We start from the raw sequence: 26,752 nt of genomic DNA, 5'->3' as shown, positions 1-26,752 counted from the left end.
TATTATTATTTAATTAACTATATTGAAACAGTAACGCAGAGATATATCAACAAAGAAGTCGCAGTAAAAATTATAAACTTTGTTTATATTGCTTTGGAGTAGCGGCAACAACACTTTTAAAATTGCGATGGAAGTGACTTTGATCGGTAAAACCAAGATCTGTCGCAATGGATGCAATGTTTTCCCCATTTTTTAATAAGGCTTTAGCTTTATTTATCCGCATTACAATTTGGTAAGCATGAGGTGTAATTCCGTATTGTTTTCTAAATGAATGAATAAGATAGAAGTCACTTAGCCCTGATACTTCAGCTATTTCAGAAATAGAAATATTTTTATCAAAGTTATCTGAAATATATTGATATGCACAATCAATTGCTTTTTTAGAAATGACATTAAGAGAAGGGTTATTGGTGTCTTTTAAAATTAATTCAGAAAAAAAATTGAGGGCGGTTTGCTCAACTTTTATGGTGGATTCATCTTCGATGAGGGTATGAGCCAAAGATTGGAAACCTCGATAAATGAAAGGACAATCAGTATGGGTTATTTGAAAAGGTCTGAATGTATTGTTGTTATGATTTAATATTTGGAATTGTAATTTTGCAATCCACTCTGGTTCTACGTAGAGCATTTTATAACTCCAATTGGTTCCTTTCTGTGGGTTACAGGAGTGAACTTCTTCTGGGTTAACAATTACCGTAGAACCAGGGGATATCGTTTGTTTTTTATTTTGATTGAAATACTCACTAATCCCGCTATCTACTACACCAATTGAAAACTCTTGATGTGTATGTTTTTTATAGCAAGCATTTGAATTATTTGAATAACGTAACTCAAATGGAAGAATCGATGATCTTAAAAAGTGAGGTTCAGAATTAGCCAACATAACGTCCATTATTATTTTGATATAAAGAATACATACACTACTGTTAGTGCGAGTAACCCTCCCATAATACGATTAAACAATTTATAGTGGATAGGGTGTTCGAGGTACTTTCCAATGGTAAGACCTAATAAGGCCCAAGTTGATATACAGCAGTAACATACGATAAAAAATATCACACTAAATGCCCCGAGGTCTTCGAGAGGAATCACACCGTTACTAGAAAATACGGTCACACCCGACAAAGACACAATCCAAGCTTTGGGATTTAACCATTGGCATAACAATCCTTGGAACAGAGTAGGAGCTGCATTTTTTTTCGTATCATCTTGTTCAGTTTTTCCACTTGTCGCAACCTTATAAGCCAAATAAAGTAAGAAAACACTGCCGAGATAATTAAGCACTTTCGTTGCGGTATGAGAATCATCGAAAGCTTGTATTAATCCTAAACCTAAAATAATAAGAATAGACACAAACCCAATAGTAGCGCCAAAAATATGAGGAATAGTCCTTACATAACCGTGATTTGCCCCAGTAATGGTTGCCAGAATATTTACAGGTCCAGGGGAGAGTGAAGTAACCAAGGCGAACATCGCCATAGCAAGAAATAAAGTCATCATTTGTCCTTAAAATTCAGTGACCTCACCGGTTCCATCAATGAAACGGTGCTCTTGTAAATCAACAATTTTGTAGCGTTTTGCTTTGATTTTCCCTTCTTTACAATATCCTGCTTTGGCTTCCCAAAAGCCCGAGTTAAATTCGGTGGTGAAGTGTAATTCAGAAAGGCATTTAACCCCTTTATATCGATAGAGTGAAAAGTCGATTAGTCGGAGAGGGTATCCTTCTTCAAGACTTAATGGCTCTCCATCTACATCCCAAACCAACATCGCTCGATTTGTTATGGCTTGTGAATAAGACAGTGTCGAATCGTACTGTCCTTTATCTGTACCAAAGCTTAATTGCTTTAAAAAATGGCCAGTGTATTTGTTCGGATCGATGTCGAGATATTTCATTACATCAGACAGTAGTACACCAGTCCATGTGCGACGAATACTCCAATTACATACGCACACAACACGGCGATTCTCAGTGATTGGTGCTATGTTTTTAAGTTCATCTAATGTGATTTCTAACGGTTTACTTGCATTAGGTAAAAAGACTTTTAATACCTTGGGTGCATTTTCATGCGTTTCTTGTGGCCCTTCTTGATAATATCTTAGAGACGACGGTTTTTTTTCAATAAAAGGGGTCTTTTCAAACTGTTCCATACAACCTCATAACCTACTCTGTAATGTTTTTTACACAACGGAAACCAACAATATTGTCTCTTACTGTTGGAGGATAATTATCTCTGCTGGTACTGCGCATATAATTTTCATCGTGTAAGCCTGAACCGCCTCTCACAACATGATCAAATGAGATGTCTAAAATACAAAGTGGATCAACATGGTTATCATCCCATGCATAATTCGGTAAATAATTGTCTAAACACCACTCTGCAAGGTTTCCTCCCATATCGATACAACCAAAAGGGGACCGATTTTGAGGGTGGGCGTCCCAATCTGTTGAGCTTCGATTAAATTCAACTGGTTCACAATCGGGAGCGAAATTCGCGATATTTAAATCAGGTTCTGTATTTCCCCAAGGATACATACGGTTATCATTTCCTTTTGCCGCGTATTCCCATTGCGATTCAGTTGGAAGCTCTTTACCAACAAAACAAGCAAAAGCTTGAGCTTCATGCCAACTGATCCCAGTGACTGGTTTTTTATCCCCATTCCAATTGGGGTCATTCCAGTATAAAGGTTTAGTAATATTGTGTTCTTGAATAAATTTAAATCCTGTCGTTGACCAATAACTAGGATCTGTATAGCCACCTTGCTCAATAAATACACGATAATCTTTATTTAATACAGGGTGTATATCCATAAAGAATGGAGAAAGTGAGATGGTTTTTATTGGTTGCTCATCAGAACTTAAAATCGACCCTCTTTGGTAAGGTTGACCTGAAATTAGTACCATATTATTCATTATACTCATCTTATTAACCCCAAGTTTCCTGTGTGTTTATTGATGATTTTTTTTGTGCCATAAACAGCAATACCAAGGTATTCAATATCTTCAGGTTTTGTTGCGGCAAGTTTTTCTGAATAGTCTTGGTAGTTTTTGGTTGTTTGCGCCACATTAGAAAAATCAATTAATGTGGCTTCTTCTTTTAAAGATGCTCTTATTTCTTTTATTTTATGAGAAGAGCTTGCCAATATAGGGATTGGAATCGATGTGATCCCTGTGTGGATCTCCCCATTTTTATTGACGTTATCAGCACCAATCAGTTCCGGATGCAATTTACCTAGCGATAATGTTAGAACGGCCGCGGTATTCGCAATTAACCCTTGTGGCAGAGCTTTATCTATTACGAGTACACATTTGTGGTTGTCCATTTAGCCTCTTCCTTTTGACGTTGTTGATTTTTTATAAAAAGTGCCCATGTCATATTTATTGTTAGGGGCGCGGAAATTTTCTTTAATTGGTATAGGGCGATTGAATCAGAGTTAACAAGACAGCAATCAGAATGTCCTTCAGCAACATGAATAGCAGCTTGACTAGTTGACGTTGAAAGACGGATGTTAAAGCGAGCGTTTGATAAATCGATAACACTTGGGTTGGCTGTTTTTATCAAGTCATCTAAGCGAGAAAGTGGCGCATGATGTGTATCTATATTGATGACTTCGTTATTGTTTACTTTTTGCTGTAGTGCATTTATGTCTTTACAGCAAAGATGATAAGCAGGGGGAGAGAAAAAGAAGGAACCAGAAAGTAATGTCTTTGGGTTCATATAGAAAAAGTCAGTTTTTTGATATGCATTTGCAACCAATAAGGCAGCGCTATCGGTTAACTCCACATAATCTGACGCTTCTTCGAATGTATCGAAAAGCAGTATTTTTAATGGTCGGTTGATAAGAGTAGAAAAATAGTTGGCGGCGGCTTCACTGCTCGAACTCTTAGGACCAAGCGTAGCAACCGTGCTGATATCGTTATTATCTCTAAGCCAAAAATAATTTTGATCCATCATTCTGTACTAATCCATTTGTATTTTTTATTAGATTAATTCAATGAGATAGAGTGATATTGTACAAAATTGCTTTTTGAATTTAATTATTAATACATAGTGAAGGAAATGATTGTTTTTACATTGCATTAACACTTGGTTCGATAATACGTGTATTGTTGAATTTTACAGTAATGAGGAAAAAGGAAAGTCTCTCATGTTTAAGTTTATTACGGGTATAGTCGTTGCTTTTGTTAGTTTTAATACCTTGTCTGCACCAATGCTTAAGCCTCTTCAATTTGAAGAAGTCACGACCAATATTTTTTTGGTTAAGTCATTTCGAGAATTTAAAAATTTAAAAAGTCCGGATAACCCAATTATTATTGATGCTAACTCATTGATTTATATAGATGGTAAAGATGCGTATCTCATTGATACTCCATGGAATGCTGAAAATATGCCTCAATTGATGACATGGATTGAAAACAGAGATTTAACGCTTAAAAAAACAGTATTTACACATTTTCATGAAGATCAAACGGGTGGTTTAGAATATTTGCAAGAACATGGGTTTGATACTTATGCTACAAAATTAACCAATACACTGCTTGTTAGAGATAATAAAAAAGCGGCAAATCATGAGTTAGACGCTCAGGAATCTGTTTTATTGGATAATAAAATTGAGGTTTTTTATCCGGGACCAGGACATTCAAAAGATAACTCTGTTGTGTGGTTTCCTAAAGAAAAAGTGTTATTAGGTGGATGCCTAATGCGAGCGAATGAGGTGAACACCATTGGCTGGACAGGCGATGCAGACCTCGCTCAATGGGCTCAATCAGCCAAAAATGTGTTAATAAAATACCCTGAAACTAAATTGGTTATTCCTGGGCACGGAGATATCGGGAAAGGGACTAGTGTAATTTCTCATACTGTCAATATTGCTGAAAGTTTGTAAAATCTGTCTATTTACATCTTCTTTTTGTAACATGCTAGTTTTATTGAAAATATAAAGCTCTGTTTGATAAAGCTCAAGCAGGGCTTTTTTATATTAAAATAACTTTTAAAGCTGAAGATAAAGGCAGATACTTCGACTCTTGTTAACCACTGTTGTCTATAAACAGTGTTCATCGTTATAAAAGAGAAAAACATGAAAGTAGTAAAAAAAGGGTTGCGAGCTGTTGCGATATTAGAGGCTTGTAAAGGTATAGCATCTCTTTTGGTTGGATTTGGTTTGCATGTTCTTGCTGGTCATAATATGCGTCAACTTGCTGAAAATATCGTTAGTCGTTTACATTTGAATCCGGCAGGGCACCTTCCTAGTATTTTTATTCATGCTGCTAGCGGATTAACCGATGCGCGAATGGGGTTATTAGCTATTGGTGCATTAGTTTATTCTGCAATTCGGTTAGTTGAAGCTTATGGTCTATGGCAAGGTCTTGTATGGACTGAATGGTTTGCTTTGGTTAGCGGAGCGATTTATTTACCTTTTGAAATTTATGAAATGATTTTTCATACAAATTTATTAGGTATTGGTGTCTTTTTTATTAACGTATTTATTGTGGCTTATATGGCATATGCGCTGTATAACGAAAAAAGAATGCACAGGGAACCCTCACTATAACTTTTACTCCATCGTAGTTTATATGTGCTGATATTTTACTATCCGATCATTTATATGTTCGGATAAGTATTGTTTCACACAAGTAATGATACTTAGAATGGATAATGACTAAACATATTATCCAACATGTTCTGTAATGGAAGATCACTATCTACAGTACGTGCATACGTTCTTAATCCCGCAATTTGTACCTGAACAAATTGAGCAAGTTGTTTTGTATCTTTTCCTTCCTCTATTTCTCCAATTTCTTGCGCTTGTTTTAATACCTTTTCAAACTCAGACTCCATTATCTTCAAAGAACGTTTTGCTTCAGCTAACAATTCTTCATTTTCATTTGTTAATTCAGTGACCGTTTTTACTAACATGCACATGCCACTTGGCGCACTAGAGCGTTTTTCTACAACAATGTTATGAATAAATGATTTAAGCCCCAGTAAAGGAGATTTTTGTTCCTGACAACATTGCTCTAAATGCAAAATACCAGATTGAGTGTAACGCTGTAGTGATTCTTTAAATAATCCTTCTTTGCTGCCAAAGGTGGCATAAATACTTCCTGGACGCATATCTATCACTTCTTGAAGATTACGCATTGATGTTCCATGGAATCCTTTCTCCCAATAAAGATCAACTGCTTTATCAACAACTTGTACGCGATCAAACTTCGAATTTTTAGCCATAAGAATATGCCTTTAATAACTTTCTTGAACATTTGTTCAAATATTATCTTGAACGATCGTTCAAGTCTAGTTATATTGTTTTTAGGCCAACGAAAACCAGTCGATTGTCATGCTGGTTTATTTTGTAATTAGAAGGATATCAATATGCTTAAGTTTTATTTTCATCAAACACCTAACCCAATGAAAATTGCATTGTATTTAGCTGAAACTGAATTGCCGTTTGAGTTAATGCCCGTAGATACATTAAAAGGTGAGCAGCATACAAAAGAATACCGAGCGATTAATCCAAATGGGAAAGCGCCTGCAATCGTAGATGATGGAGTTCGTGTTTTTGATTCAAGTGCGATTTTACTTTACCTATCAGAAACGAGAGGAAAGCTGGGTGGAAAAGCAGAAGACCGCGCTGAGATGCTTTCATGGCTATTATTTATCGCTTCGGGTCTAGGTCCATTTTCCGGTCAGTCGGTACATTTCCGTCATTTTGCACCTGAAAAATTACCTTATGCAATCAACCGCTATTTATCTGAAGCACAGCGTCACTATGACGTTTTGGATAAACACCTTGAAGGTCGTGAATATATTGTCGGTGATGAGTTTAGTATTGCGGATATTTCGGCATGGGGTTGGATAGATAAAGCGACGGTTGTTTTAGGTGAAGAGGGGTTAGCTCCTTACCCAAATATTCAACGTTGGTTTGATGGGATAAATAGTCGTCCTGCTGTTGAAAAAGCACGGAATATAGCAAACAACGTTGAGTTTAAATCAGAGTTTGATGAAGAGGCTAATCGTTCTCTTTATCCACAAAATTTTTCTCAAGATGGAAGTGTTAAGCACTAAATAATAAATATTTATAATCATTTTTAGGAGTCAGTATGGAACAACAATATATCCCACCTAAAGTGTGGACCTTTGATAGTGAAAGCGGTGGTGAATGGGCGAAAATTAATCGTCCGGTTTCAGGTGCTACACATCAAAAGCAGCTACCAGTAGGTAAACATGATTTACAGCTTTATTCGATGGGAACACCAAACGGACAAAAAGTGACAATCATGCTTGAAGAGTTGCTAGAGCTAGGAATAAAGAAAGCGGAATATGATGCGCATTTAATTAAAATTAGTGAAGGCGATCAATTCTCATCTGGTTTTGTTAATGTAAACCCTAACTCTAAAATTCCAGCTCTTGTTGATTCTTCTGGAGAAGTGCCAATTGAGATCTTTGAATCTGGCTCTATCTTGTTATATTTAGCTGAAAAATTTAATGCCTTTATACCAGAAGCTCCTGAAAAGCGCGTAAAAGTGATGAACTGGCTATTTTGGTTACATGGTTCTGCACCATATCTTGGTGGTGGCTTTGGGCATTTTTATGCTTATGCACCAGAGAAATTTGAATACCCAATTAACCGATTTACGATGGAAGTAAAACGTCAGTTAGATGTGTTAGATAAGCAGTTGGCTAAGAATCAATATATTGCGGGAGATGAATATACTATTGCTGATATGGCTATCTGGCCGTGGTATGGCAACTTGGTCCTTGGTTATTTATATAATGCAGAAACGTTTTTGGATGTAGATAGTTATGTTCATGTGAAACGTTGGGCAAAAATAATATTAGCGAGAATAGGTGTCCAACGTGGACGAGTGGTGAATAGAACATGGGGAGAACCATGGGAACAAGTTCCAGAGCGTCATAGTGATAAAGACATTACCGAAGTTTTAGCGCTTAAACCTGAATAATTTATGGTTACCATAATTAAGCCAAGGATTGGATATTAGGCATTAAATCCTTGGCTTTTTATATTTCATATATAGATAAGACAACTAACCATTGTTGAGATAATAATATTTTTAACTATAACAGTGTTTACAATGAGAGTTATTACTTATATATTGATTTGGTTACCACGATAAATAACTAGGAAATTTTCCATGCTTTCTCTAACAGTCCAACAATCTGCTGCTTTGTGCAAAATGATGCTCGGATCTGTGTCGCGTGTAACATCAACAATTATTGCAGTCATTCTAGTGATTATTAACTAGGCTGGCGGCACTTCCGTCAGCCGGGCTGACGGAGAATAGTCAAACTCCTTCTTATATTTTCCCAGCCAATCTGACGGTCCATAATAAAAGCTACTAGGGTATAGCCCAATAGCAAAAGAGGACTTGTACATTGAAAAAACACAACTTGCTTGCGATTGGTCTAATGACTTTTGCCATGTTTCTTGGCGCAGGGAATATCATCTTTCCTCCTTTTCTTGGTTTAGAGGCAGGAACACAATACTTACCAGCAATGTTAGGCTTTTTGCTTACAGCTGTTGGTTTACCATCTTTGACATTAATTGTATTAGGTAGATTAAGTAGCAGTGGTCAATTAACACAGGCACTACCTAAGCCATTAGCTATTACTTTTTGGGTTCTTTTGTTTACCGCAATTGGTCCTGCATTTGGTATGCCACGAGCAGTAACGGTTGCTTACGAAATGGGAATTAAGCCATTTGTTGAAGGCGATCATTTACTTATTTTCTCGGTATTATTTGTTGGTGTAACACTATTACTTGCGTTTCAACGTGGAAAGTTAGTTGATTATATTGGTAAGGTGATGACACCTTTACTTGTACTAATGTTGGCCGCTTTAGCTGTTGCAGCTATTGTCACGCCTTTAGGCGCTTTCAATACACCGAGTGCTGATTATCAATACAAAGCCGTGACGAGTGGTTTAATTCAAGGCTACATGACAATGGATGCCATTGCAGCAGTCGGTTTTGGTTGGATCATTATCAAAGCAATTCAAGATAAAGGGTGTGAGTCACCAAAAGAGATTTTCCATGCAACGCTTAAAGTAACGTTTGTTTATGCTCTTTTGATGTCTGCATGCTATTTAGCTATGGCATACGTTGGCGCTACTTCTGCTTCTATTTCAGAAGGGGCAACGAATGGTGGTGAGCTACTAACTCGTTATGTTGCAGAGATCTTTGGCCCATTAGGTCAGTATTTATTGGCTGGCATTATTATTATGGCTTGTTTAACTACTACTGTCGGTTTAACCAATGCATGCGCTGAATATTATCAACAGACATTTCGTTCACCATTTGCAGTGACTGCGATCATCGTAACGGTACTTACTGGTGTTATTGCTAACTTTGGTTTAGAGCAAATTTTAGCTATCAGCTTACCTGCCATTCTGATCCTTTGTCCGATAGCCATTGCACTTGTTTTAACCGCATTGTTTGTACCGACAACGAAACAAAATTTAGCGGCGTATGTAGCAATTGTATGTATAACGCTTGTATTTGGTAGTTTAGATGCCTTGCATATTCTTGGTTTATTACCAGAATCATTGGCTACATTGTTAAATGACTATGTACCGCTGTTTGAAGCGCACGCAAGTTGGTTCTTACCTGTATTCGCAGCCATTGCTATTAGTAAGTTATTAACAAAGAAAGCGGTGAGTGGTGATGAAGTAGACTTATCAGAAAAAGCGGTAAATCTAAAATAAACCACATTCTTTTAATTAAATAAAAAACGGGTAGTTAAAAGCTACCCGTTTTGATTTGTATTCATAATACGTATTAGATTAGAACTTGTAAGTTGCACCTGCGTAAAAAGTACCAATGTTCATTGCGTAGTCATCAGAGTAGCTGTAATGACCGTAATCCTGATATACGTTTTCTTCAATAAACATATCGCCTTCATAAGCAACACGGAAAGCCAATCCACTTAGTGCTTTTGGGGCATATTCAACACCTACACCGTAATGGAAAGATGTATTATTTTCGCTAAGTGAGTGGCCTAATACATTCGTTGATGATTCTAATGAACCTAAACCAACGATACCAAATGGGCGCCAGCCGCTATCAAATGTATAACCTAGGTTTGCAGCTAGTGAAATAGACGTTGATTCAATATCAATCCCCTTAAAACCAACTGCTTTAGCAGTAGGATGGTTTACATTGATGTCACCATATTTTGTGTATTGAAGCTCAACAGCAACGATGCGATTGAATTGGTAACCACCCATGAATTTAAGGGTTGAATCATCAGCATTGATAGAAGCGCCTGTGTAATCAAATGCGCCACCATCATCAAAAGTGGTTGCACCCAAGCCTGCACCTAGGTAAAAGCCTGAAATGTTATCGTTAGCATTAGAACATGCTGAAAATAATACCAATAAAAGTGCGATTTTTTTCATGGGATTCTCATTATATAAATTGGGAAGGAAAAGTAAGGGGTATTATTAAGAAAGCTGCTTATAGAATCTAAATGGAAAACTCACATTTGTTTTTTGTTTGTTTTCTTATTTGTTTTAACTAAAATTGTTGAAGGTTTTTTTGTTTCAACTTGATGTTTAATAAGCATTTATTTTACTTAATAGTGAGATGGCTCGAAGAATTATTGATTTGTTAGTTTTTTTAGGTAGACTCCAGAGTTTTATAAATGAAACCAATGCCTCTTATTTAAAGATGTGTTTTTTATGACATTTATATCAATCAATTTTTCTTCTACTTATATTTTTCACTATAAGGCTTAAATGCATAAAATAATTATTGCTAATTTAGTGCTAGAACCTGAAAGCAGAACGTTAACAAACCAGTTTGGTCACAAGGTAATGTTAAGACCACTACCTTATGAAGTGTTTAGATTATTGCTTGATCAGCAAGGGAAAAGTGTTTCTCGTGATCAACTATTTAATGTTTGCTGGGAGGGTATGGTTGTTACTGATCAGGCATTAACGAATGTTATTTCAAATTTAAGACGTAATTTAGTGCAATTAAAAGCAGAGAACGTAACGATTAAAACAGTCAGTAAAATCGGTTACTTACTTGCCATAGAACAACCAATCACAATTGTTGAAAACACGAATGAAGTTGAACCTTTAAAAAAACAATCAGAACCATCATCTGTTACCAATAAGATAAATAAAAAAGAAGCGTTTAATCGAAAAACGGCTGACGTAATATTTAAAAAATTATTGACCAAACCTTCTGTTAAATCAGTAAGTTGTTGTGTGGTATTAGTTGCGATGATTATTGTTGGTGTAATGCACCAAAAGTACAAATCAATACCACACTTTTTAGTGAGCAATAATTATGCGCACTTTAGTGTTAATAACACGGATTTTTATTTGTTAAATAAAACAAAAGAAAAAACAGATATAGAGAAGATCAAATCTGGTATTGAATCTTTGAATTTGGCTGAATGTAATGCAAATGTTTACATTAGGATGTATGACTCAATTTATGAAGATGATACGTACTCCTTAAAAGGATACATAGAAGCAAAAAATAACAATAGAAATGGAAACTATTCGTTAAGTCAATTTTCATATGATGATTTGCCACACATCATTGGTGAAGCATTAAAAAGGGCAAAACTAGTATGCGATTAGTTAATTTGATTTTACTGCTTATATTAATGGGATTAGCATTTTATAAATTTAATTTTAATGATACTGAGCTTGCTGGTTCTCGTTGGGCATGTAATGAATTATCTAAAAATTTCATTTCAGAACCGTATAAAAAATACCAAGAAATAACAGAGAAAGATGTACTCTATTTTGCTTCATCATCTAATTTAACTATTTTTCAAACCGGTGAGTTAGTTTTCAAAAATGGAGAGCGTCATAAGTATGAAGTTATTATTGATGCGAGCTATAAGGTTAAAAAGAACAAAATATCACTAAAGTATACAAATATAGATTGGCATTATAAACCCGCTAAATCTCCAGTTTTTGTTCAAGATTTGGATTCACTAAAAGGTTTTGAAACAGATCTTAACTATATTATTAATGACGAACAATTGTATTTTTATAATCGAAAAAAACATGAAAATACAAACTATCTTTGTTTCTCTTTATAAAGTAACAATTCACTAAATTTGGTTATTTGTTAAATAAAATAACCAAATTAGTATTTGATTTGTGTTCTCTTTGTGAAATAAAACTGCTTTAATTACAGTGATTTATCTGTTTTCGCATTAACTTAAATTAATTTGAGTGATGTGTGATCTAACACTATTTATCAAATCAATAACCCGATTATTATTCGCTCGATTTTGGAGTTTAAATTGCAGACGAATAACGTAGCAATTTAAAAATTTATTATATAAAAGCTATCATCAGGGAGATTGATATGTTTTTAATTGAGTTTTTAATCGTACTAGTATGTATTTTAATCGGTGCTCGAATTGGTGGTATCGGTTTAGGTGTTATGGGCGGTATTGGTTTAGCCATACTAAGTTTTGTTTTTGGTTTACAACCGACAAGTCCGCCTATTGATGTAATGTTGATGATCATGGCAGTAGTAGCTGCTGCTGCAGCAATGCAAGCTGCTGGTGGTCTTGAATATTTAATCAAAATTGCTTCAAATATTCTTCGTAAAAATCCTCGTCATATTACTTTTATTGCCCCTTTAGTGACGTACATGTTTACTTTCTTAGCTGGTACTGGACACGTAGCTTATTCAGTTTTACCTGTTATTGCAGAAGTAAGCCGTCGTAGTGGTATTCGCCCAGAACGTCCACTTGGAATGGCAGTAATTGCTTCTCAATTTGCAATTGTAGCGAGTCCAATTGCTGCTGCGGTTGTCGCTGTTGTTGCCTTTTTAGAGCCACAAGGAATTACTTTAGCTGATGTATTAATGGTAACGATTCCGGGCACATTCTGTGGTTTAGCACTAGCTTGCGTTATTGTTAACAAGATTGGTAAAGAGCTAAAAGACGATCCTGAATACCAACGTCGTATGCAAGATCCAGCGTTCCGTAAGGAAATGGAACAAGAAGTAAAAGTAGAAGAAATTGAAATTAAACCAGAAGCGAAAAAAGCGGTAGGATTATTCCTATTTGGTGCATTCGCCGTGGTTATTATGGGGGCATTCCCTTCATTACGTCCTAATTTCAATGGGTCTCCAATGGGGATGGCTCATACTATTGAAATCGTAATGTTAGCAATGGCAGCTTTAATTATTTTACTGTGTAAGCCTGATGGAAATGAAATAACACAAGGTTCAGTTTTCCATGCTGGTATGCGTGCTATCGTAGCGATATTTGGTATTGCATGGTTAGGTGATACGTTTATCGCAGGCCATGACATCATGGTGAAAGAAGCGGTATCTGGCTTAGTTGAAGTCGCACCATGGACATTTGCTTTTGCACTGTTTGGTTTATCGGTAATGGTAAACAGCCAAGGCGCAACAACGGCAGTATTAGTACCTGTAGGTATTGCATTAGGCTTACCACCAGAAGTTATTATCGCAACATTTGTTGCTGTAAATGGTTACTTCTTTATTCCTAACTATGGTCCGATTATCGCATCTATTGATTTCGACCGTACAGGTACAACTAAGATCGGTAAATACATTTTTAACCACAGCTTTATGCTTCCAGGTCTATTAAGTATGATCTTCAGCATCGTGTTCGGATTTATTTTTGCAAGTATGGTTCTATAACTGTTAATCAAAAATATAAGCACAATTTAAAGCCACATTAATATAATTAGTGTGGTTTTTTTATGTACTTTATTTGTATGGTGTACTGTTAGTTATTACCATAACGCAATTCGTAATGGTTAGTACGTCTATATAAATAAGAAAAAGGTGAGAGTGTAATGAAAAAACTAATGTGCATATTACTCTGTATGACGAGTTGGTATGCTTATTCTGAAGAAGAAAAGAGCAGTGATAAAACTTGGTATGAATACACTCAAGTATTATTACCTGAGATTAAACCAACGCAGCTTGATACTAAGTTGAAACTTCTTGAACTGGTTTCTTTGCGCCAGTGGCAAGTTAAAAATCAAACATTAGATTCATTCGAAATGACATTGAAGAAGTGTAATGTGAAAATTTTATTCAATAATGAAGATATAACGATTAGTCATGATGGTTTTAAAACAAAGAATCACGGTGGTGGTTACTCAAAAGCTCCTATATGCAGTAAAAATTGGTTGTCAAATATAGATAAAGACATTAATGCAGCATTAAGAATTTTATCACTTCAACAAGAAGCTATTAATATAGATAAAGCGTCACATAATAATCTGTAGTATGTAAAGCCTAGCAACAAGGCAAGTATTGAAAAAGAATGAGAAAGGCCAACATGATGTCATATTGGCCTTTGGTTTATGTGTTAAATTTTAAAGAATGCCAGCTCTTCTTTTTGTGAGACCGCCAGTTGTGATAGCTCATTAGCGGCTTGTTGAGTTTGGTTAATCGCTGCGACATTTTGATTAACAAGATCAAAGGTGTTGGTTGTATTTAATGCGATTCGTTCTGTGAGTGTGAACTGCTCTTGAGAGGTGCTAGCCACCAAGGTGTTCATCTTCGATATAGATTGAACTGAATTCTCAATGTAGCTGAAAGAGGATTTTACATTCTCAGATAAAGCAACAGACTCTTGAATAAGTTCTACATTACTTATCATGTTGTCGTTTGCCTTTTCAGATTGTGCCTGCAGTTGAGCGATAATTTCTTGAATACTTTGTGTTGATTCTTGAGTTTTTGATGCAAGGTTACGAACTTCATCAGCAACCACGGCAAAACCTCGACCGTATTCACCAGCACGAGCTGCTTCAATTGCAGCATTGAGTGCCAATAAATTTGTTTGGTCTGAAATGGTACTGATAACTGCAGTTACTTCCCCAATGTCCATTGCATTGGTTTTTAGTTCAGCAATCATACTTGCTGTTAGTTGCACAGACTCATTGATTCTCTGAGTTAAATGGATTGATTCATCTAAGGTTTGGTTACCTTGAGCAACGCTGTCTATCGCTTTACTTACTTCTTCTTCAGCGTAAACTGCATTTGATGTCACTTCTTTTGAGGTTGTCGATAATTCACTAATTGCGTGTGAAATCTCTTCAACTTGCGCTAATTCATGTTGAGCATTATTCGCTGTGTTTTGCATCACTTCAGTCAGTTGTTCTGATGACGTTGCAACGTGGGTTGAAATATCACTGCTGCTTCTTATCGCAGCGCCGACTTTTTCATTAAGAATAATTAATGAATTGTAGATACCAACAGCACTTGAAGCGTTATTAAAACGTTGAGATAGATTACCTTCAGAGATCTTCTTAATCATCTCAGATAGCTCCCAAGGTTCACCACCTAAAGAAACTCTAAAACTACGCTCAATAATCAAACCAATAAATAAAGAAGTAGCTAAAGCAAACATGCTAAGAATTAGCATTAGTTGTTGAAAGCCACCAGCAACATTTCTCGCTTCAGGCGTAAGAATTTGGTTTCTGTTTTCTTGATAATCAATAAACTGGTTAATGTCATCTAGCCACTGGATAAATGCAGGGCGAATTGAATCTAAGACAACATCGGTAGTGAGTTTGCCTGATTTTTTATCACGAATAACTTGATCGATTAACGGCAATGTTGTTTTTTGAATTTTTTCGATTTTAGCTAAAATGCTAAGCTCTTCGTTAGTAAATGAAATACCATCTTGGCGCATTTTTTTCATTTGCGCCTCTGAATCACGGTAGAATGTTTGTAATCGATTAATTTCTTTCTCTAAATGCGAAATTTCTTGTGGGGTTCTTGCGATAGCAATATCTCTAATAGCAATGGCACGGTCATGCACACTGCCACGGTAATTGATTGCATAACGTTGTTTAACTGAATTAATGTCGGTCATCTCAGTTAACGTATGATCAATAATATTTACTTTTTGTATTCCTAAAATGGTAAGTAAAAGCATCAGAAATAACGTGATACCAAATCCTATTATTAAGCGAGCGCGAATAGTTAGCTTTGAAAAATTGTCCAAAATATATACTCTTATTTTATTGTTTGATTTATGGGTAGTATATTTTCTGTTTGTTTAATTAATATTCAGAAAATAATCGTTGAGCGTACCCATGAGTTAGTATCTAATTTTAGAGTCTTAAATAAAAGACGTTAAAATATATTTTCGAGTTATTTTGAAATTGAATAATGATGTTATGTGATTTTATTGCTTTGATAACTTATGAAAGAAAGGTAATAGCTGAATGGCCCACTTGGATTAACAAGTGGGCATAGTAGGTTAACTAAGTTTAAACAGAGTAATCTCTGATTTTTGTTATGAATCAAGTGAATCTTTGTAAAATCAATAACAAATATTCGAGATTATTTATAACCACTGCTACCTTTTACTATAGATATAAATAAAAAGAGTAAGCTCTATATTTTAAGGAGTTCATATTATGCAAGGAGATAAGGGAAAGCGTTTGTGGTATAGAGGAGCGGTTCGTTTATTCTCGATTCTATTGATTTTTAGTTCTTTTTTCACACAAGCACAGCCGCAATTAAAGGTGGGTGCTTATCATTGCCCTCCATTTATTTTTGAATCTAGCGCAGAGCAGTATGACGGTTTGAGTATGATTCTTTGGCAACGTATTGCTGAAATCATGCAAGTTGAATACAAGGTAAGTCATTATGGGCTTCAAGAGTTACTCAGTGCGGCTGAAGTAGGTGAAATAGACGTAGGTGTTTCATGCATATCAATAACCCCAGATCGTGAAGAGCATGTTGATTTTTCCCATTCCTTTTATGAAACTCACCTTGCTATAGCGGTTAAAAATCGAAGTTATCTTGATTCATTTATTAGCATTATTACTAATAAAACCTTATGGAAGGCTATTGGTATTTTCTTATTTGTTGCAATCTCAGTAGGAGCATTTTATTACTTCTTAGAGCGTAAAAATAACGATAAATTGTATTCAATGCCTACAAAACGAGGACGTATAGCTGAAGCGTTTATTCTGGGTGTTTTGTTTATTACTAAAGGACCATTTAATTATTTTGAATTTAAAACATTATCGGCAAGAATGGTTACGGTATTAATTGCTATGTTTTCTACCGTATTTATTGCCAGTATCACGGCAGTACTAGCAAGTTCACTCACATTAGAGCAGTTAAGGTTTGATGTAAAAGGCATTAATGATTTATCAAAAGTAAAAACGGGGGCAAAACAAGGAACAACCGCATCGTTATTGTTGAGTAACCACAGCATTGCTCATGATACGTATAAAGACATGGATAGTTTATTGTTAGCACTAGAAGAAGGGAAGTTAGATGCCGTTGTCGCTGATGATGCCGTATTGCGATATATGATTAAGCAAGGTAAATCCAAGGAGTTATTTTTAGATTTAACGGTCTTACCGTATCAATTAGAAAAACAAAATTACGGTTTAGTGTTAATTGAAAATAGTCCTTATGAAGAGAAAATTAATCGAGCATTATTACAAGTTCGTGAAACTAACGAATGGCATCAAATATTATTAGAGTATTTTGCTGAAAAATAACAGACGTTGGTGAGTAAAAAGTATCAGGTTTAGGTTGTGTCACGTATTATGCAGTTGCGACAATATTGAGTGAATTTAGGAGTAATTGATGTCGAGTATGTACACAACATTCGCAGAGCAATACGACACAGCAGTTCAAGATAACATTTACAATGCACACTTAGAACGACCATCATTACAAGCTATTATTGGTGATGTGAGTGAGTGTGATGTGATTGACTTGGGCTGTGGTTCAGACGTTTATGCAGATTACCTAATTAAAGGTGGGGCATCAAAATTAACTTGTATTGATTATTCTCCTGAAATGGTCGAAATAGTTAAGCGCAAATTTGGTGAGCGTATTAGCGCTTATGCACAAGATGTCTCCATCGGTTTAATAAAAGAAGAAAGCGGAAGTGCTGATTTGATTATTTCACCACTGATGATTCATTATTTAGAGGATCTTTCGGTACTTTTTAATGATGTTGCGCGTGTTTTAAAAAATGGTGGGAGCTTTGCTTTTTCTACTCATCACCCTTTTGCTGATTTTGAATGTTCTCTTTCTGGTAATTATTTTGAAAGAGAGTTGATCACAGAGATGTGGGACACTGTCGGTGAGCCGCTTGAAGTTCGATTTTATCGCCGTTCTTTAACTGAATTAATTGAAGCGATAACAAAATCTGGTTTAGTTGTGACACAAGTATCTGAAGGAAAGGTATCTGAGGTAGTTAAAGATATGTCTCCTGAGCGTTATGATTACCTTTCAAAGAATCCTAATTTTATTTTTATAAAATGCCAAAAATTAGCTTAGCTTTACCATCTAGTGTTACTATCTGCGCCCCAATTTTTCTTTGAGTTTGAGGAGCAGATAGATGCATGAACGAGCCAGCCAAATGGTGATATTTTACGCCTTAGCTAAAGCTGGGAGTTTTACTGCTGCAGCAAAGCAAATGGGCGTATCAACGTCACATGTCAGTAAGCAGCTCGGAGCTCTTGAAGAAACCATTAATGTAAAATTAGTACATAGAACCACGCGTTCACTCACTTTAACGGATGCAGGTCAGCAGTTTTTTTTGTATTGCGAGAAGATATACAGTGCAATGACAGAAGCCAGCGCCATTATGGATGATGAACGTGATGAAGTGACTGGGATCTTACGTTTAGGCTTATCTCAATCTTTTGGCACTATGCATATTATTCCAGCCATTGATAAGCTGCGTCATCAATATCCTGACTTGCAAGTTGAAGTGCGTTTATTTGATCATAGAGCTGATATGCTTAAAGATGGTTTAGACTTGTGGGTAACCAATTTCGAAGACTTACCAGAAGGTTATGTAGCACAGCGATTAGCTGACTCTAATTTTGTCTTAGCTGCATCTCCTGATTACCTCATTGATAAAAAAGTACCTCATCATCCTTTAGATCTTGTTGAGCATAATTGCCTTACTTACCAGAGTCGTCATCGTGACTACAGCCATTGGGATTTCAGTAAAGGAAATGAGGCGTTATGTGTAAAAGTGTCTGGCAATTATCGAGTTGATTTAGCAGAAGCCGTGAGAGATGCGGCTATATCTGGATGGGGAATTGCTTATTTAGCCAGTTATTTGCTAACTGATGAGTTTAATGATGGCAAACTGATTCAGTTATTACCGGATTGGAAAGCAAGTCAGAAAATGCCAATTTATGCGGTATACCCAAGTCGAAAACACCTTCCAAGAAAGATAAGTGCGGTCATCGATTTTCTACGTGAACATATAGGACAACCGCCATATTGGGATAAAGCGCTCATGAAGCGAGTGAAATTGTAACGTTTGCTATTCCTCATTGATTGAATTTTATACTTTAAATTGTTGCCTTTTTAATCAATGAGTTACAGCGATTATGTGCCATGAAATAAATATCTTTTCCATATGGAAACAATCGTATTTCTGATTGTTTTTATTACAAGAAATCAATCAGTTAATTACTGCACGTAATGTGACCTGCGTCTCATTAACAGAGTGATAGCAAAGTCGACTTGCACGCAAACCTTTGCGGATTAGAATGCGGACTCATTTTCGATAGCATAGGTTTCTATCATGACATCTTTACTTGGTATTTTTGCCATTCTACTGTTTGCTTATTTGTGTTCGACAGATCGCCGCAATATCCCTCTTAGAACCGTCTCTTTGGCGTTCGGATTACAAATTATCTTTGCTTTATTGGTTCTGTATGTTCCTGCAGGTAAAGAAGTATTAAATTCAGTTACTGCTGGTGTGTCAGGTGTGATTGATTACGGCCAGCAAGGCATTGCCTTTTTATTTGGTGGTTTAGCAACAGGAAAAGTAGGCTTTGTATTTGCCATTAATGTTCTTGGTATCATCATTTTCTTCTCTGCTCTTATCTCAGCTCTTTATCATATTGGAGTCATGCCAAAAGTAATTAACTTTATTGGTGGTGGACTACAACGATTACTCGGTACAGGACGCGCAGAATCACTTGCAGCAACGGCTAACATCTTTGTAAGCATGGTTGAGGCTCCACTTGTTGTTAAACCTTACTTAAAGCACATGAGCGATTCTCAGTTCTTTGCTGTAATGACATGTGGTTTAGCCTCGGTAGCTGGCGGAACCATGGTTGGTTACGCCTCATTAGGTGTGGATCTTAATTTCCTTATTTCTGCTGCATTCATGTCTGCACCAGCAGGATTATTAATGGCTAAGATGATGGTTCCACCGGGTGATGAAGCAAATAATGATGATGAGATCACGTCTGTTGAGATTGATCATGCAACTAATGTATTTGAAGCATTAGCTGATGGTGCTATGTCTGGTTTGCGTATCGCTGTTGCGGTAGGTACGACGTTATTAGCGTTTGTCAGTGTGATTGCTTTACTTAACGGCTTACTAGGACACGTTGGTGATATCTTTGGTATCAAACTTAGTTTTGAATTAATTCTTGGTTACTTGTTTGCTCCTGTTGCTTTCATTTTAGGTGTGCCATGGAATGAAGCAATTCTTGCTGGTTCATTAATCGGTAATAAGATCGTGGTAAATGAATTTGTTGCCTTTATTCAATTAATGGAAGTGAAAGATCAGCTAAGTCCACATTCTGTTGCGATAGTTACATTTGCTTTGTGCGGTTTTGCAAATATTTCAACCATGGCAATTTTGATTGGTGGTTTAGGTAGTCTTGTTCCTGAACGTCGCTCATTTATTGCGAGAATGGGTTTCAGAGCGATTACCGCAGGTGTATTAGCTAATTTAATGAGTGCAGCGATTGCCGGTGTGATTTTGTCACTTTAAGTTAATTATTAAATTTGAAATAAAAAAAGGTTGCGATCATAAAGTCGCAACCTTTATTTTTTCTAGTCCCTAGTCCCTAGTCCCTAGTCCCTAGTCCCTAGTCCCTAGTCCCTAGTCCCTAGTCCCTAATTCTAAAATCTCACTCGAACTGGCGTTGAGCTATCAAATGTCACCTGATCAAAACTATCTAATTTATGATGCTTAATTAATGCTTGCAGATTCTCAACATAAGCTTCACCACGGGTAGAGTAGTGAGATAAAGACTCGACTAGCTCATAACCTGATAATTTCCCTTCTGCGCGTAGTTGTTGACGTAGTTTCCAAAGATCTTTATAAGCCGATGTGGTATTCAAGTTATACATGTAGCGTGCAGTACCAGCGAATAAATTATCAAATGCTGCTACTTTTACGTGCCCACCAGGAGTACTTAAGTATTTACCACCTTTAGATGATAAATGTTCACCGTATAATCCATTGCCTTTAACGGCGAAATAGCTTGTTCCCCAGCCACTTTCATCAATCCCTTGTGCTAATACCATTCCAACAGGAATAATATCAAGGCGTAAGAGTAGGTCGTCAATGGTGTTTGATTTAATATCATAAGATGTCATTAAATTCTGTAACCATACCGTTTCCGTTTTCGACCATTCGCTTTTAGGTTGTTTCGACAACGTAATAACGTCATGTCTAACTGCACTTATCTGTTTATTTACCTCAATGATGGTAGGAAGTAATAAACGAATAAATCCTGAAATCTTTTCTTGAACTGGTAATGAATTTAAATCATCCGGTAGGTTTTCAACAAAGAACGTTGGGATTTGTTCCGTTTTAATTACGTTAGCTAATTGATATTGATGCTGCTTAAATTCATTGATAAGAGATTGCGCTGAATTAAGAGAAGTCACTTTTACATTAGGGTAGGGTGAGCTTATCTTTTCTGGCGATAACGGAAGTGTTGTATCGGCTAAGCAAATTGAAGAGATGAGAAAAAGCAGAGAAGCAAAAATATGTTTTAACGTTTTAGATAAAGACATAAATGAAGTTCCATATTTCAAATAGATAATAACATGGGATTATCTTTAGGTTATTTGTATTGTCCCAGAAAAATCAATTAGAGGGGCGATCGAAAACGGTGCTGTAATTAGCACCGTTTTTTGTGTTTTATCGAGTGATTATGGGAGTTATTCGCCCACGATAGTCACTTTCTCGATAACAATACTCTCTTTTGGAACATCGTCAAATTCGCCAATGGATTTAGTTTTAATTTTGGCAATTTTTTTCACGACATCCATGCCCATTGTTACTTCACCAAATACGGCATAACCCCAGCCCGCATTTGTTGTTGCCGTATGATCAAGAAATGTATTATTAGCAATATTAATGAAGAATTCGCTTGTTGCTGAGTGCGGCGCATCAGTACGAGCCATTGCAATAGTACCGTTTAAGTTTTTTAAACCACGGTTTGCTTCATTAACGATAGGTGCACGCATCTCTTTTTCTTGCATATCAGCAGTAAAACCACCGCCTTGAATCATAAAACCTTTGATAACACGGTGAAAAATGGTGCCTTCGTAGAAACCATCTTGGCAATATTTTAAAAAGTTCTTTGAGCTAACAGGTGCTTTTTCTTTATTTAGCTCAATGTGAATATCACCAAAGTTGGTAGTAAAAATGATCATAATTCTGTTCTTAATTAATGTTAAATTCTTTGAAAATGGCATTACCAACTTCAACAATAACCTGATTACGTTCAGCCATATCAAGCTTTGTTTGAGTTAAGTAAATACTAATAATAATCGGTTGGTGTTTGTCGTTCCATACTGCGGCTGTAATGCCACGAGAACCAAAACCGCCAGCGCCTGAACGATCTGCAATAGACCAGTCACTTGGTAGAATTGAACGAAGCAATGGGTCAGACACTTTGTTGTTCATCATCCAAGATTTTAGTGTTTGCTTATCCTGTGGATTTAGCGTGTTACCAAATAGCAAAGTATTTAGCGTTTCAGACATAGCAACGGGTGTTGTTGTATCTCGTTTATCGCCATTTTTAGCTTCGTTTAATTTCGGTTCAATACGATCAAGGCGTGTTTTATCATCACCAATAGCACGTAGGAATTGAGTTAAAGATCTAGGGCCACCAATTTCATTTAATACAATATTTGCCGCAGTATTGTCACTCATTAGCATGGTTGCTTCACATGCTTTTTTAGTGGTGATCATATGGTCAACTAAAGGTTCTGTTACAGGAGACCAAGGTATAATTTGTTCTTTAGTTATAGAGGTGGTTTTATATTTATTAATGCCACCGACGCTTGAATCGTAAAGCATTTTTGCACAAGCGAGCGTTTTAAAGGTACTCATCATAGGAAAGCGCTGGTCGCCTTTATATTCCCATGTTTTGTTTGTTTCAGTATTCAGTACAGAAACCCCAATGTAACCTCCATTTGATAGCTCGATAGCTTCAATGTTTTGAGTAAGAGAGCCCGCAATTGCATTGTTGGCTAGAACAATAAGGCCAAATAGAAATAGTTTGATTTTCATCAGAAGTCCTAAAGATAATTTTTATACTGCTATATATATTAATATTAAAATTAGTCAAACTTTCGTTTGTATCTTGGAAGCATACTTTCATTGCCAAGTAACCCACCTTGGTGAATATACATTAAGGTTTGATCGGTATTTTGTGGGAGCCAGTTAGTTAAACAGCGCCACATAAGAGGGTCATACAATAGCTCGAATTCAACTTGTGTTTGCTGATACAATTCTTTCCAGATCTCATAGTTTTCACGGTACAATTTACCAAAGTGATGCTTTTTCTCTGGTGTTAATACTTCAGGAAAATCGGTTTCACCTAATTGATAAAACTGCGTCTCCAAGTAGTCATTACCACCAACACAGGCACAAGTGATAACTTTTACGCCATGAGGTTTTAAGTGCTTATGTAAAAATAATGCAGTGGTTCCCGTACCAGAAGGTAATGCGACGGTTAATTTGTCTATATTGGTTTCTTGTTTCCAAGCCAGCACTTCTTCAGCAAGTTTTTTAACACCACTTTCAGCTAGTCGGCAACGGCCACCTTCAGGAATATAAATTTCATCTTCTTTTGGTTGTCGTATCTTACAAATGTATTCAGCAGATGATGTCGTAGAGCCATCATTATCTTTGGCGTGCTCTAGCTTATTTAGGGGAATGATCTTAGCACCTAATTCTAACGCAGCACGATAATTACCAATTGGATTTTCTTTTAAATACGATGGAATATGGTCAACATAAAAATGAAGATGCCATTGCTTTAATTTAGCCAGTGCAGCCATCGAATATAAGGAATTCGCTTGCGGAGAACCATAACCAATGATGGTTTTTATTTTGTGAAATTCACTCTCTAGTAGCCCCATGAATTTACGAGCTTTATTACCAGAGAATTGAGGGTGGAGCAGATCATCACGCTTCAGATAAAAGTGAGTACCATTAAAGTCATGTTGTGTAACAGGACTGTTTTCTATTTTCATTATTACAACTAGCCAAATTTAATATGGCCTCTATCATGAAAGGCCATAATTTTTTAATTTTTATTTTTTCATCATTGCTTTTAAATCAGCAAATGGATTGTGTGTTGCTGCTTTATGGTCATCTTCACCCGCTCTAATCTTAGTACCGTACTGATCATGTTCAGTGTATTTAGAGTGTTCATGATCATGGCAGAAAAGACACAGTAATTCCCAGTTGCTGCCGTCACTTGGGTTATTGGTATGGTCGTGATCTTTATGATGAACCGTTAATTCTCGAAGATTCGAATAAACAAATTCACGAGCGCAATTACCACAAACCCAAGGGTATAATTTTAGTGCTTTTTCACGATAACCACTTTCTTGGCGAGCGTAAGCGGCACTAGTGCCATAAAAATCAGATGACATGATTCTTGTATCCTTTTTACCATTCAGTTTTGAACGTTGTTCTTAAAAAATAGCTAAATGTATAACCTATACATATCTAAACATAGAATGGTCAATAAAGGTATTAATTTTGAATAAATCAAAGATTTCAGATCACATTTGTTGCGATCTAGCGCCGAAGAAATAGAGCAAGGCTATTGCATTTGATCTCGTACAGGTTAACTTCATTGAGTTATCATTTTTGAGATGGAAAAAAGCATGAGCGCAGATGTACATATCATCTATAAAATCTTACTTTTATGGGGCAAACCGAAAACTTACGCCGATTTGTCTAGCGACTATAAACAACACACAAATGAATGGTATTCTCCACACTCTTGGGAAAAGGTTTTAAATGAGTTAAATATGATTTTGTCTCAAAATGGAGCACCACCATTAAGTGCTTTAGTAGTATCGTTAGGAACGAATGAGCCAAAGTTGTCGTTTTGGTCGGGTGGGGCATCGAATGTTCCTGCATTACCGAATAATCCTTTACAGCGCACTTTATTATGGCAAAGTTTAATTAATGATATTTGTCATTACTCGTGGCCTTCTGAGCTAGCCGTAAAAAAAGAACAATAGTTTTGTTCTGATCGCGGTGATAAGTGCTATCCTTATTTTAGAAAGTATCAATAAAAAGCAATAGTAAACGGTTATATGGATTTAATCGGTTATGTTTAAGGATAAATAATGAGTTCCAAGCTTGAACTAAAAGTTCCACCGCCTCTTGTCATGTTGCTATTAATGGGAACTGTTTTTCTCTTTGATAGACTACTTCCTTTCCAAATTTTTTATATACCAACACTCACGGTGACATTGAGCATTATGTTTATCGTTTTCGGCGCGGTGATTTCATTATCAGGTGTTCGAGAATTTAAACGTGCACAAACAACGGTTAACCCTTTAAAACCAGAAAACAGCTCATCTCTTGTCGATTCAGGTATCTATCAATACACACGTAACCCTATGTATCTTGGATTTTTATTAATATTAATAAGTTCAGTTATTTACACTCAACATCCGCTAGGTCTGGTCAGTGCTCTTTTATTTGTTACTTATATGAATCGTTATCAAATTGAACCAGAAGAAAGAGCATTGGTAAAAATATTTGGCGATGAATTCAAATTGTATGCTGAGCAAGTTAACCGTTGGTTTTGAATTTACATTACTCTGACATTATTAACTCTGATTCGTCTAACAGCTCACGAATTAACCACTTAAATTAATTTAAAATTATTTCATAAACGAGACATCATGGCTGGGGTGTATTATGAAAAAGAAAATTAAATTAATTATAAAAATCGTATTGTTTTTTGCATTTGTTGGTGTCGTTGGGCATGTGTTCGCCGCAGAGCCCATGTCGGCGGATAAAGTCGTTGCAAAATCAGATCAGCAAATGCGTGGTAAATCGAGTTATTCAGAAATTACGATGAATATCATTCGTCCCGATTGGACTCGTAGTATGAGTATGAAAAGCTGGACGAAAGAGCAAAACCTTTCTTTAGTATTAATCACAGGTCCCGCAAAAGATAAAGGTAGCGCATCTCTTAAGCGTGATAAAGAGATGTGGAGCTGGATACCTAGCATTGAACGAGTGATAAAAATTGCCCCGTCGATGCTTGGACAATCTTGGATGGGTTCAGACTTCACCAATGATGATTTGATTAACCAATCTTCGATCGTCGTGGATTATGATCATAAGTTCGTAAAAGAAGAGACCATTGATGGTGATAAAACGTGGGTCATTGATGCCATAGCAAAGCCTGATGCACCAGTAGTATGGAGTAAGGTTCGTCTTTGGATATCTCAAAAAACGTTTATTCAACGTAAAGTTGAGTCTTATGATGAGTTTGATGAACTAGTAAATACGATGACGACTTATGATATCCAAGAAATGGGCAATCGCATGATAGCAACAAGAATGGTCATGATCCCTGCTGATAAGCCTGAAAATAAAACTGAAATGATCACTCATAAAGCGCAATTTAACTTCTTAATCAATGATGAATTCTTCTCTCAAATGCAAATGAAGGCATTACGATACTAACTA

At 36.2% G+C, this 26,752-nt stretch carries 30 protein-coding genes; 16 read left to right on the top strand and 14 right to left on the bottom strand.

What is annotated here, in order from left to right; genetic code table 11:
• Nucleotides 1-70: 70 nt before the first annotated feature.
• From HC728_RS00405 to HC728_RS00380, 6 genes are read right to left on the bottom strand one after another with little or no spacing between them, the layout of a single operon-like run.
• On the bottom strand, nt 71-883 hold the full coding sequence (locus tag HC728_RS00405) for an AraC family transcriptional regulator (protein ID WP_065603459.1): 813 nt from the start codon (nt 881-883) through the stop codon (nt 71-73).
• A gap of 11 nt (nt 884-894) precedes the next feature.
• On the bottom strand, nt 895-1,500 hold the full coding sequence (locus HC728_RS00400) for a LysE family translocator (RefSeq protein ID WP_235630786.1): 606 nt from the start codon (nt 1,498-1,500) through the stop codon (nt 895-897).
• Between the two features lie 6 nt (nt 1,501-1,506).
• A complete protein-coding gene (locus tag HC728_RS00395; protein ID WP_065597327.1) occupies nt 1,507-2,148 on the bottom strand; it encodes a molybdopterin-dependent oxidoreductase in 642 nt (213 codons plus the stop codon).
• A 13-nt stretch (nt 2,149-2,161) separates the two neighbouring features.
• Nucleotides 2,162-2,920 carry a formylglycine-generating enzyme family protein gene (locus HC728_RS00390; protein ID WP_081300242.1) on the bottom strand — a complete coding sequence of 253 codons (759 nt, stop codon included), beginning with the start codon at nt 2,918-2,920 and terminating at the stop codon, nt 2,162-2,164.
• Nucleotides 2,917-3,321, bottom strand: a complete 405-nt coding sequence (locus HC728_RS00385; RefSeq protein ID WP_054775538.1) for a DUF2000 domain-containing protein — start codon at nt 3,319-3,321, stop codon at nt 2,917-2,919. The genes HC728_RS00390 and HC728_RS00385 overlap by 4 nt, the downstream gene beginning before the upstream one ends.
• On the bottom strand, nt 3,294-3,953 hold the full coding sequence (locus HC728_RS00380) for a hypothetical protein (RefSeq protein ID WP_017018198.1): 660 nt from the start codon (nt 3,951-3,953) through the stop codon (nt 3,294-3,296). Before HC728_RS00380 ends, HC728_RS00385 begins: the two co-directional genes overlap by 28 nt.
• Before the next feature lie 193 nt (nt 3,954-4,146).
• On the opposite strand from HC728_RS00380, the gene blaALI reads away from it, so the two are divergent.
• Both blaALI and HC728_RS00370 read left to right on the top strand, forming a co-directional pair.
• On the top strand, nt 4,147-4,884 hold the full coding sequence (gene blaALI / locus HC728_RS00375) for an ALI family subclass B1 metallo-beta-lactamase (RefSeq protein WP_065603463.1): 738 nt from the start codon (nt 4,147-4,149) through the stop codon (nt 4,882-4,884).
• A 192-nt stretch (nt 4,885-5,076) separates the two neighbouring features.
• Nucleotides 5,077-5,550 carry a DUF2127 domain-containing protein gene (locus tag HC728_RS00370; protein ID WP_065595444.1) on the top strand — a complete coding sequence of 158 codons (474 nt, stop codon included), beginning with the start codon at nt 5,077-5,079 and terminating at the stop codon, nt 5,548-5,550.
• A gap of 92 nt (nt 5,551-5,642) precedes the next feature.
• On the opposite strand, the gene HC728_RS00365 is transcribed toward HC728_RS00370, so the two are convergent.
• Nucleotides 5,643-6,227 (bottom strand): TetR/AcrR family transcriptional regulator, encoded by a 585-nt coding sequence (locus tag HC728_RS00365; protein WP_054775539.1) that lies wholly within the window; start codon nt 6,225-6,227, stop codon nt 5,643-5,645.
• Nucleotides 6,228-6,371: 144 nt separating this feature from the next.
• Between HC728_RS00365 and HC728_RS00360 the strand changes: the two genes are divergently transcribed.
• The 3 genes from HC728_RS00360 to brnQ all read left to right on the top strand — a co-directional run bounded on the left by HC728_RS00360 (nt 6,372) and on the right by brnQ (nt 9,719).
• Nucleotides 6,372-7,064 (top strand): glutathione S-transferase family protein, encoded by a 693-nt coding sequence (locus tag HC728_RS00360; protein ID WP_054775540.1) that lies wholly within the window; start codon nt 6,372-6,374, stop codon nt 7,062-7,064.
• A 35-nt stretch (nt 7,065-7,099) separates the two neighbouring features.
• Nucleotides 7,100-7,960, top strand: a complete 861-nt coding sequence (gene yghU / locus HC728_RS00355) for a glutathione-dependent disulfide-bond oxidoreductase (protein ID WP_054775541.1) — start codon at nt 7,100-7,102, stop codon at nt 7,958-7,960.
• Nucleotides 7,961-8,393: 433 nt separating this feature from the next.
• A complete protein-coding gene (gene brnQ, locus HC728_RS00350) occupies nt 8,394-9,719 on the top strand; it encodes a branched-chain amino acid transport system II carrier protein (protein ID WP_065603465.1) in 1,326 nt (441 codons plus the stop codon).
• Between the two features lie 78 nt (nt 9,720-9,797).
• On the opposite strand, the gene HC728_RS00345 is transcribed toward brnQ, so the two are convergent.
• The gene (locus tag HC728_RS00345) at nt 9,798-10,412 is read right to left on the bottom strand and encodes a porin family protein (protein ID WP_017018193.1); all 615 of its coding nucleotides are present in this window, start codon (nt 10,410-10,412) and stop codon (nt 9,798-9,800) included.
• Nucleotides 10,413-10,751: 339 nt separating this feature from the next.
• On the opposite strand from HC728_RS00345, the gene HC728_RS00340 reads away from it, so the two are divergent.
• The 4 genes from HC728_RS00340 to HC728_RS00325 all read left to right on the top strand — a co-directional run bounded on the left by HC728_RS00340 (nt 10,752) and on the right by HC728_RS00325 (nt 14,261).
• A complete protein-coding gene (locus tag HC728_RS00340; protein ID WP_190394980.1) occupies nt 10,752-11,609 on the top strand; it encodes a winged helix-turn-helix domain-containing protein in 858 nt (285 codons plus the stop codon).
• Nucleotides 11,600-12,079 (top strand): hypothetical protein, encoded by a 480-nt coding sequence (locus HC728_RS00335; RefSeq protein ID WP_017018191.1) that lies wholly within the window; start codon nt 11,600-11,602, stop codon nt 12,077-12,079. The genes HC728_RS00340 and HC728_RS00335 overlap by 10 nt, the downstream gene beginning before the upstream one ends.
• 272 nt (nt 12,080-12,351) lie before the next feature.
• Nucleotides 12,352-13,665: an anaerobic C4-dicarboxylate transporter family protein gene (locus HC728_RS00330; protein ID WP_017018190.1), complete on the top strand. Its 1,314-nt coding sequence runs from the start codon at nt 12,352-12,354 to the stop codon at nt 13,663-13,665.
• Between the two features lie 158 nt (nt 13,666-13,823).
• Complete coding sequence (locus HC728_RS00325; RefSeq protein WP_017018189.1) at nt 13,824-14,261, top strand: hypothetical protein; 438 nt, start codon at nt 13,824-13,826, stop codon at nt 14,259-14,261.
• Nucleotides 14,262-14,344: 83 nt separating this feature from the next.
• Here HC728_RS00325 and HC728_RS00320 read toward each other — a convergent pair whose 3' ends face one another.
• Nucleotides 14,345-15,991: a methyl-accepting chemotaxis protein gene (locus HC728_RS00320; protein WP_080562640.1), complete on the bottom strand. Its 1,647-nt coding sequence runs from the start codon at nt 15,989-15,991 to the stop codon at nt 14,345-14,347.
• 415 nt (nt 15,992-16,406) lie between these two features.
• Between HC728_RS00320 and HC728_RS00315 the strand changes: the two genes are divergently transcribed.
• From HC728_RS00315 to HC728_RS00300, 4 genes are all read left to right on the top strand, one after another.
• Nucleotides 16,407-17,507: a transporter substrate-binding domain-containing protein gene (locus tag HC728_RS00315; protein WP_190394979.1), complete on the top strand. Its 1,101-nt coding sequence runs from the start codon at nt 16,407-16,409 to the stop codon at nt 17,505-17,507.
• An 88-nt stretch (nt 17,508-17,595) separates the two neighbouring features.
• A complete protein-coding gene (locus HC728_RS00310; protein WP_190394978.1) occupies nt 17,596-18,297 on the top strand; it encodes a class I SAM-dependent methyltransferase in 702 nt (233 codons plus the stop codon).
• 61 nt (nt 18,298-18,358) lie between these two features.
• Nucleotides 18,359-19,294, top strand: a complete 936-nt coding sequence (locus HC728_RS00305; RefSeq protein WP_005418855.1) for a LysR family transcriptional regulator — start codon at nt 18,359-18,361, stop codon at nt 19,292-19,294.
• A gap of 270 nt (nt 19,295-19,564) precedes the next feature.
• A complete protein-coding gene (locus HC728_RS00300; RefSeq protein WP_017018186.1) occupies nt 19,565-20,770 on the top strand; it encodes a NupC/NupG family nucleoside CNT transporter in 1,206 nt (401 codons plus the stop codon).
• Between the two features lie 131 nt (nt 20,771-20,901).
• Here HC728_RS00300 and HC728_RS00295 read toward each other — a convergent pair whose 3' ends face one another.
• The 5 genes from HC728_RS00295 to HC728_RS00275 form a co-directional block, all read right to left on the bottom strand.
• Nucleotides 20,902-21,804 carry a glucosaminidase domain-containing protein gene (locus tag HC728_RS00295; protein WP_190394977.1) on the bottom strand — a complete coding sequence of 301 codons (903 nt, stop codon included), beginning with the start codon at nt 21,802-21,804 and terminating at the stop codon, nt 20,902-20,904.
• A gap of 147 nt (nt 21,805-21,951) precedes the next feature.
• The gene (locus HC728_RS00290; protein ID WP_005418862.1) at nt 21,952-22,449 is read right to left on the bottom strand and encodes a peptidylprolyl isomerase; all 498 of its coding nucleotides are present in this window, start codon (nt 22,447-22,449) and stop codon (nt 21,952-21,954) included.
• A gap of 10 nt (nt 22,450-22,459) precedes the next feature.
• Nucleotides 22,460-23,311 carry a class A beta-lactamase gene (bla, locus tag HC728_RS00285; RefSeq protein ID WP_017018183.1) on the bottom strand — a complete coding sequence of 284 codons (852 nt, stop codon included), beginning with the start codon at nt 23,309-23,311 and terminating at the stop codon, nt 22,460-22,462.
• Nucleotides 23,312-23,361: 50 nt separating this feature from the next.
• Entirely contained in the window at nt 23,362-24,279 is a 918-nt protein-coding gene (locus HC728_RS00280) for a 1-aminocyclopropane-1-carboxylate deaminase/D-cysteine desulfhydrase (RefSeq protein ID WP_017018182.1), read from the bottom strand.
• Between the two features lie 60 nt (nt 24,280-24,339).
• Nucleotides 24,340-24,684, bottom strand: coding sequence for an HNH nuclease YajD (locus HC728_RS00275; RefSeq protein ID WP_017018181.1), 345 nt, complete (start codon nt 24,682-24,684; stop codon nt 24,340-24,342).
• A 237-nt stretch (nt 24,685-24,921) separates the two neighbouring features.
• Here HC728_RS00275 and HC728_RS00270 point away from each other — a divergent pair, with 237 nt between their 5' ends.
• The 3 genes from HC728_RS00270 to HC728_RS00260 all read left to right on the top strand — a co-directional run bounded on the left by HC728_RS00270 (nt 24,922) and on the right by HC728_RS00260 (nt 26,749).
• The gene (locus HC728_RS00270) at nt 24,922-25,284 is read left to right on the top strand and encodes a hypothetical protein (protein ID WP_065623041.1); all 363 of its coding nucleotides are present in this window, start codon (nt 24,922-24,924) and stop codon (nt 25,282-25,284) included.
• A gap of 108 nt (nt 25,285-25,392) precedes the next feature.
• Nucleotides 25,393-25,860: an isoprenylcysteine carboxylmethyltransferase family protein gene (locus tag HC728_RS00265; RefSeq protein WP_190394976.1), complete on the top strand. Its 468-nt coding sequence runs from the start codon at nt 25,393-25,395 to the stop codon at nt 25,858-25,860.
• A 112-nt stretch (nt 25,861-25,972) separates the two neighbouring features.
• The gene (locus HC728_RS00260) at nt 25,973-26,749 is read left to right on the top strand and encodes an outer membrane lipoprotein-sorting protein (protein WP_063654719.1); all 777 of its coding nucleotides are present in this window, start codon (nt 25,973-25,975) and stop codon (nt 26,747-26,749) included.
• The last annotated feature ends 3 nt before the right edge of the window (nt 26,750-26,752 follow it).

It is taken from the genome of Aliivibrio sp. S10_S31 (assembly GCF_014694495.1).
Lineage (GTDB): Bacteria > Pseudomonadota > Gammaproteobacteria > Enterobacterales > Vibrionaceae > Aliivibrio > Aliivibrio fischeri.
This window is presented reverse-complemented; position numbering and strand designations above follow the sequence as displayed.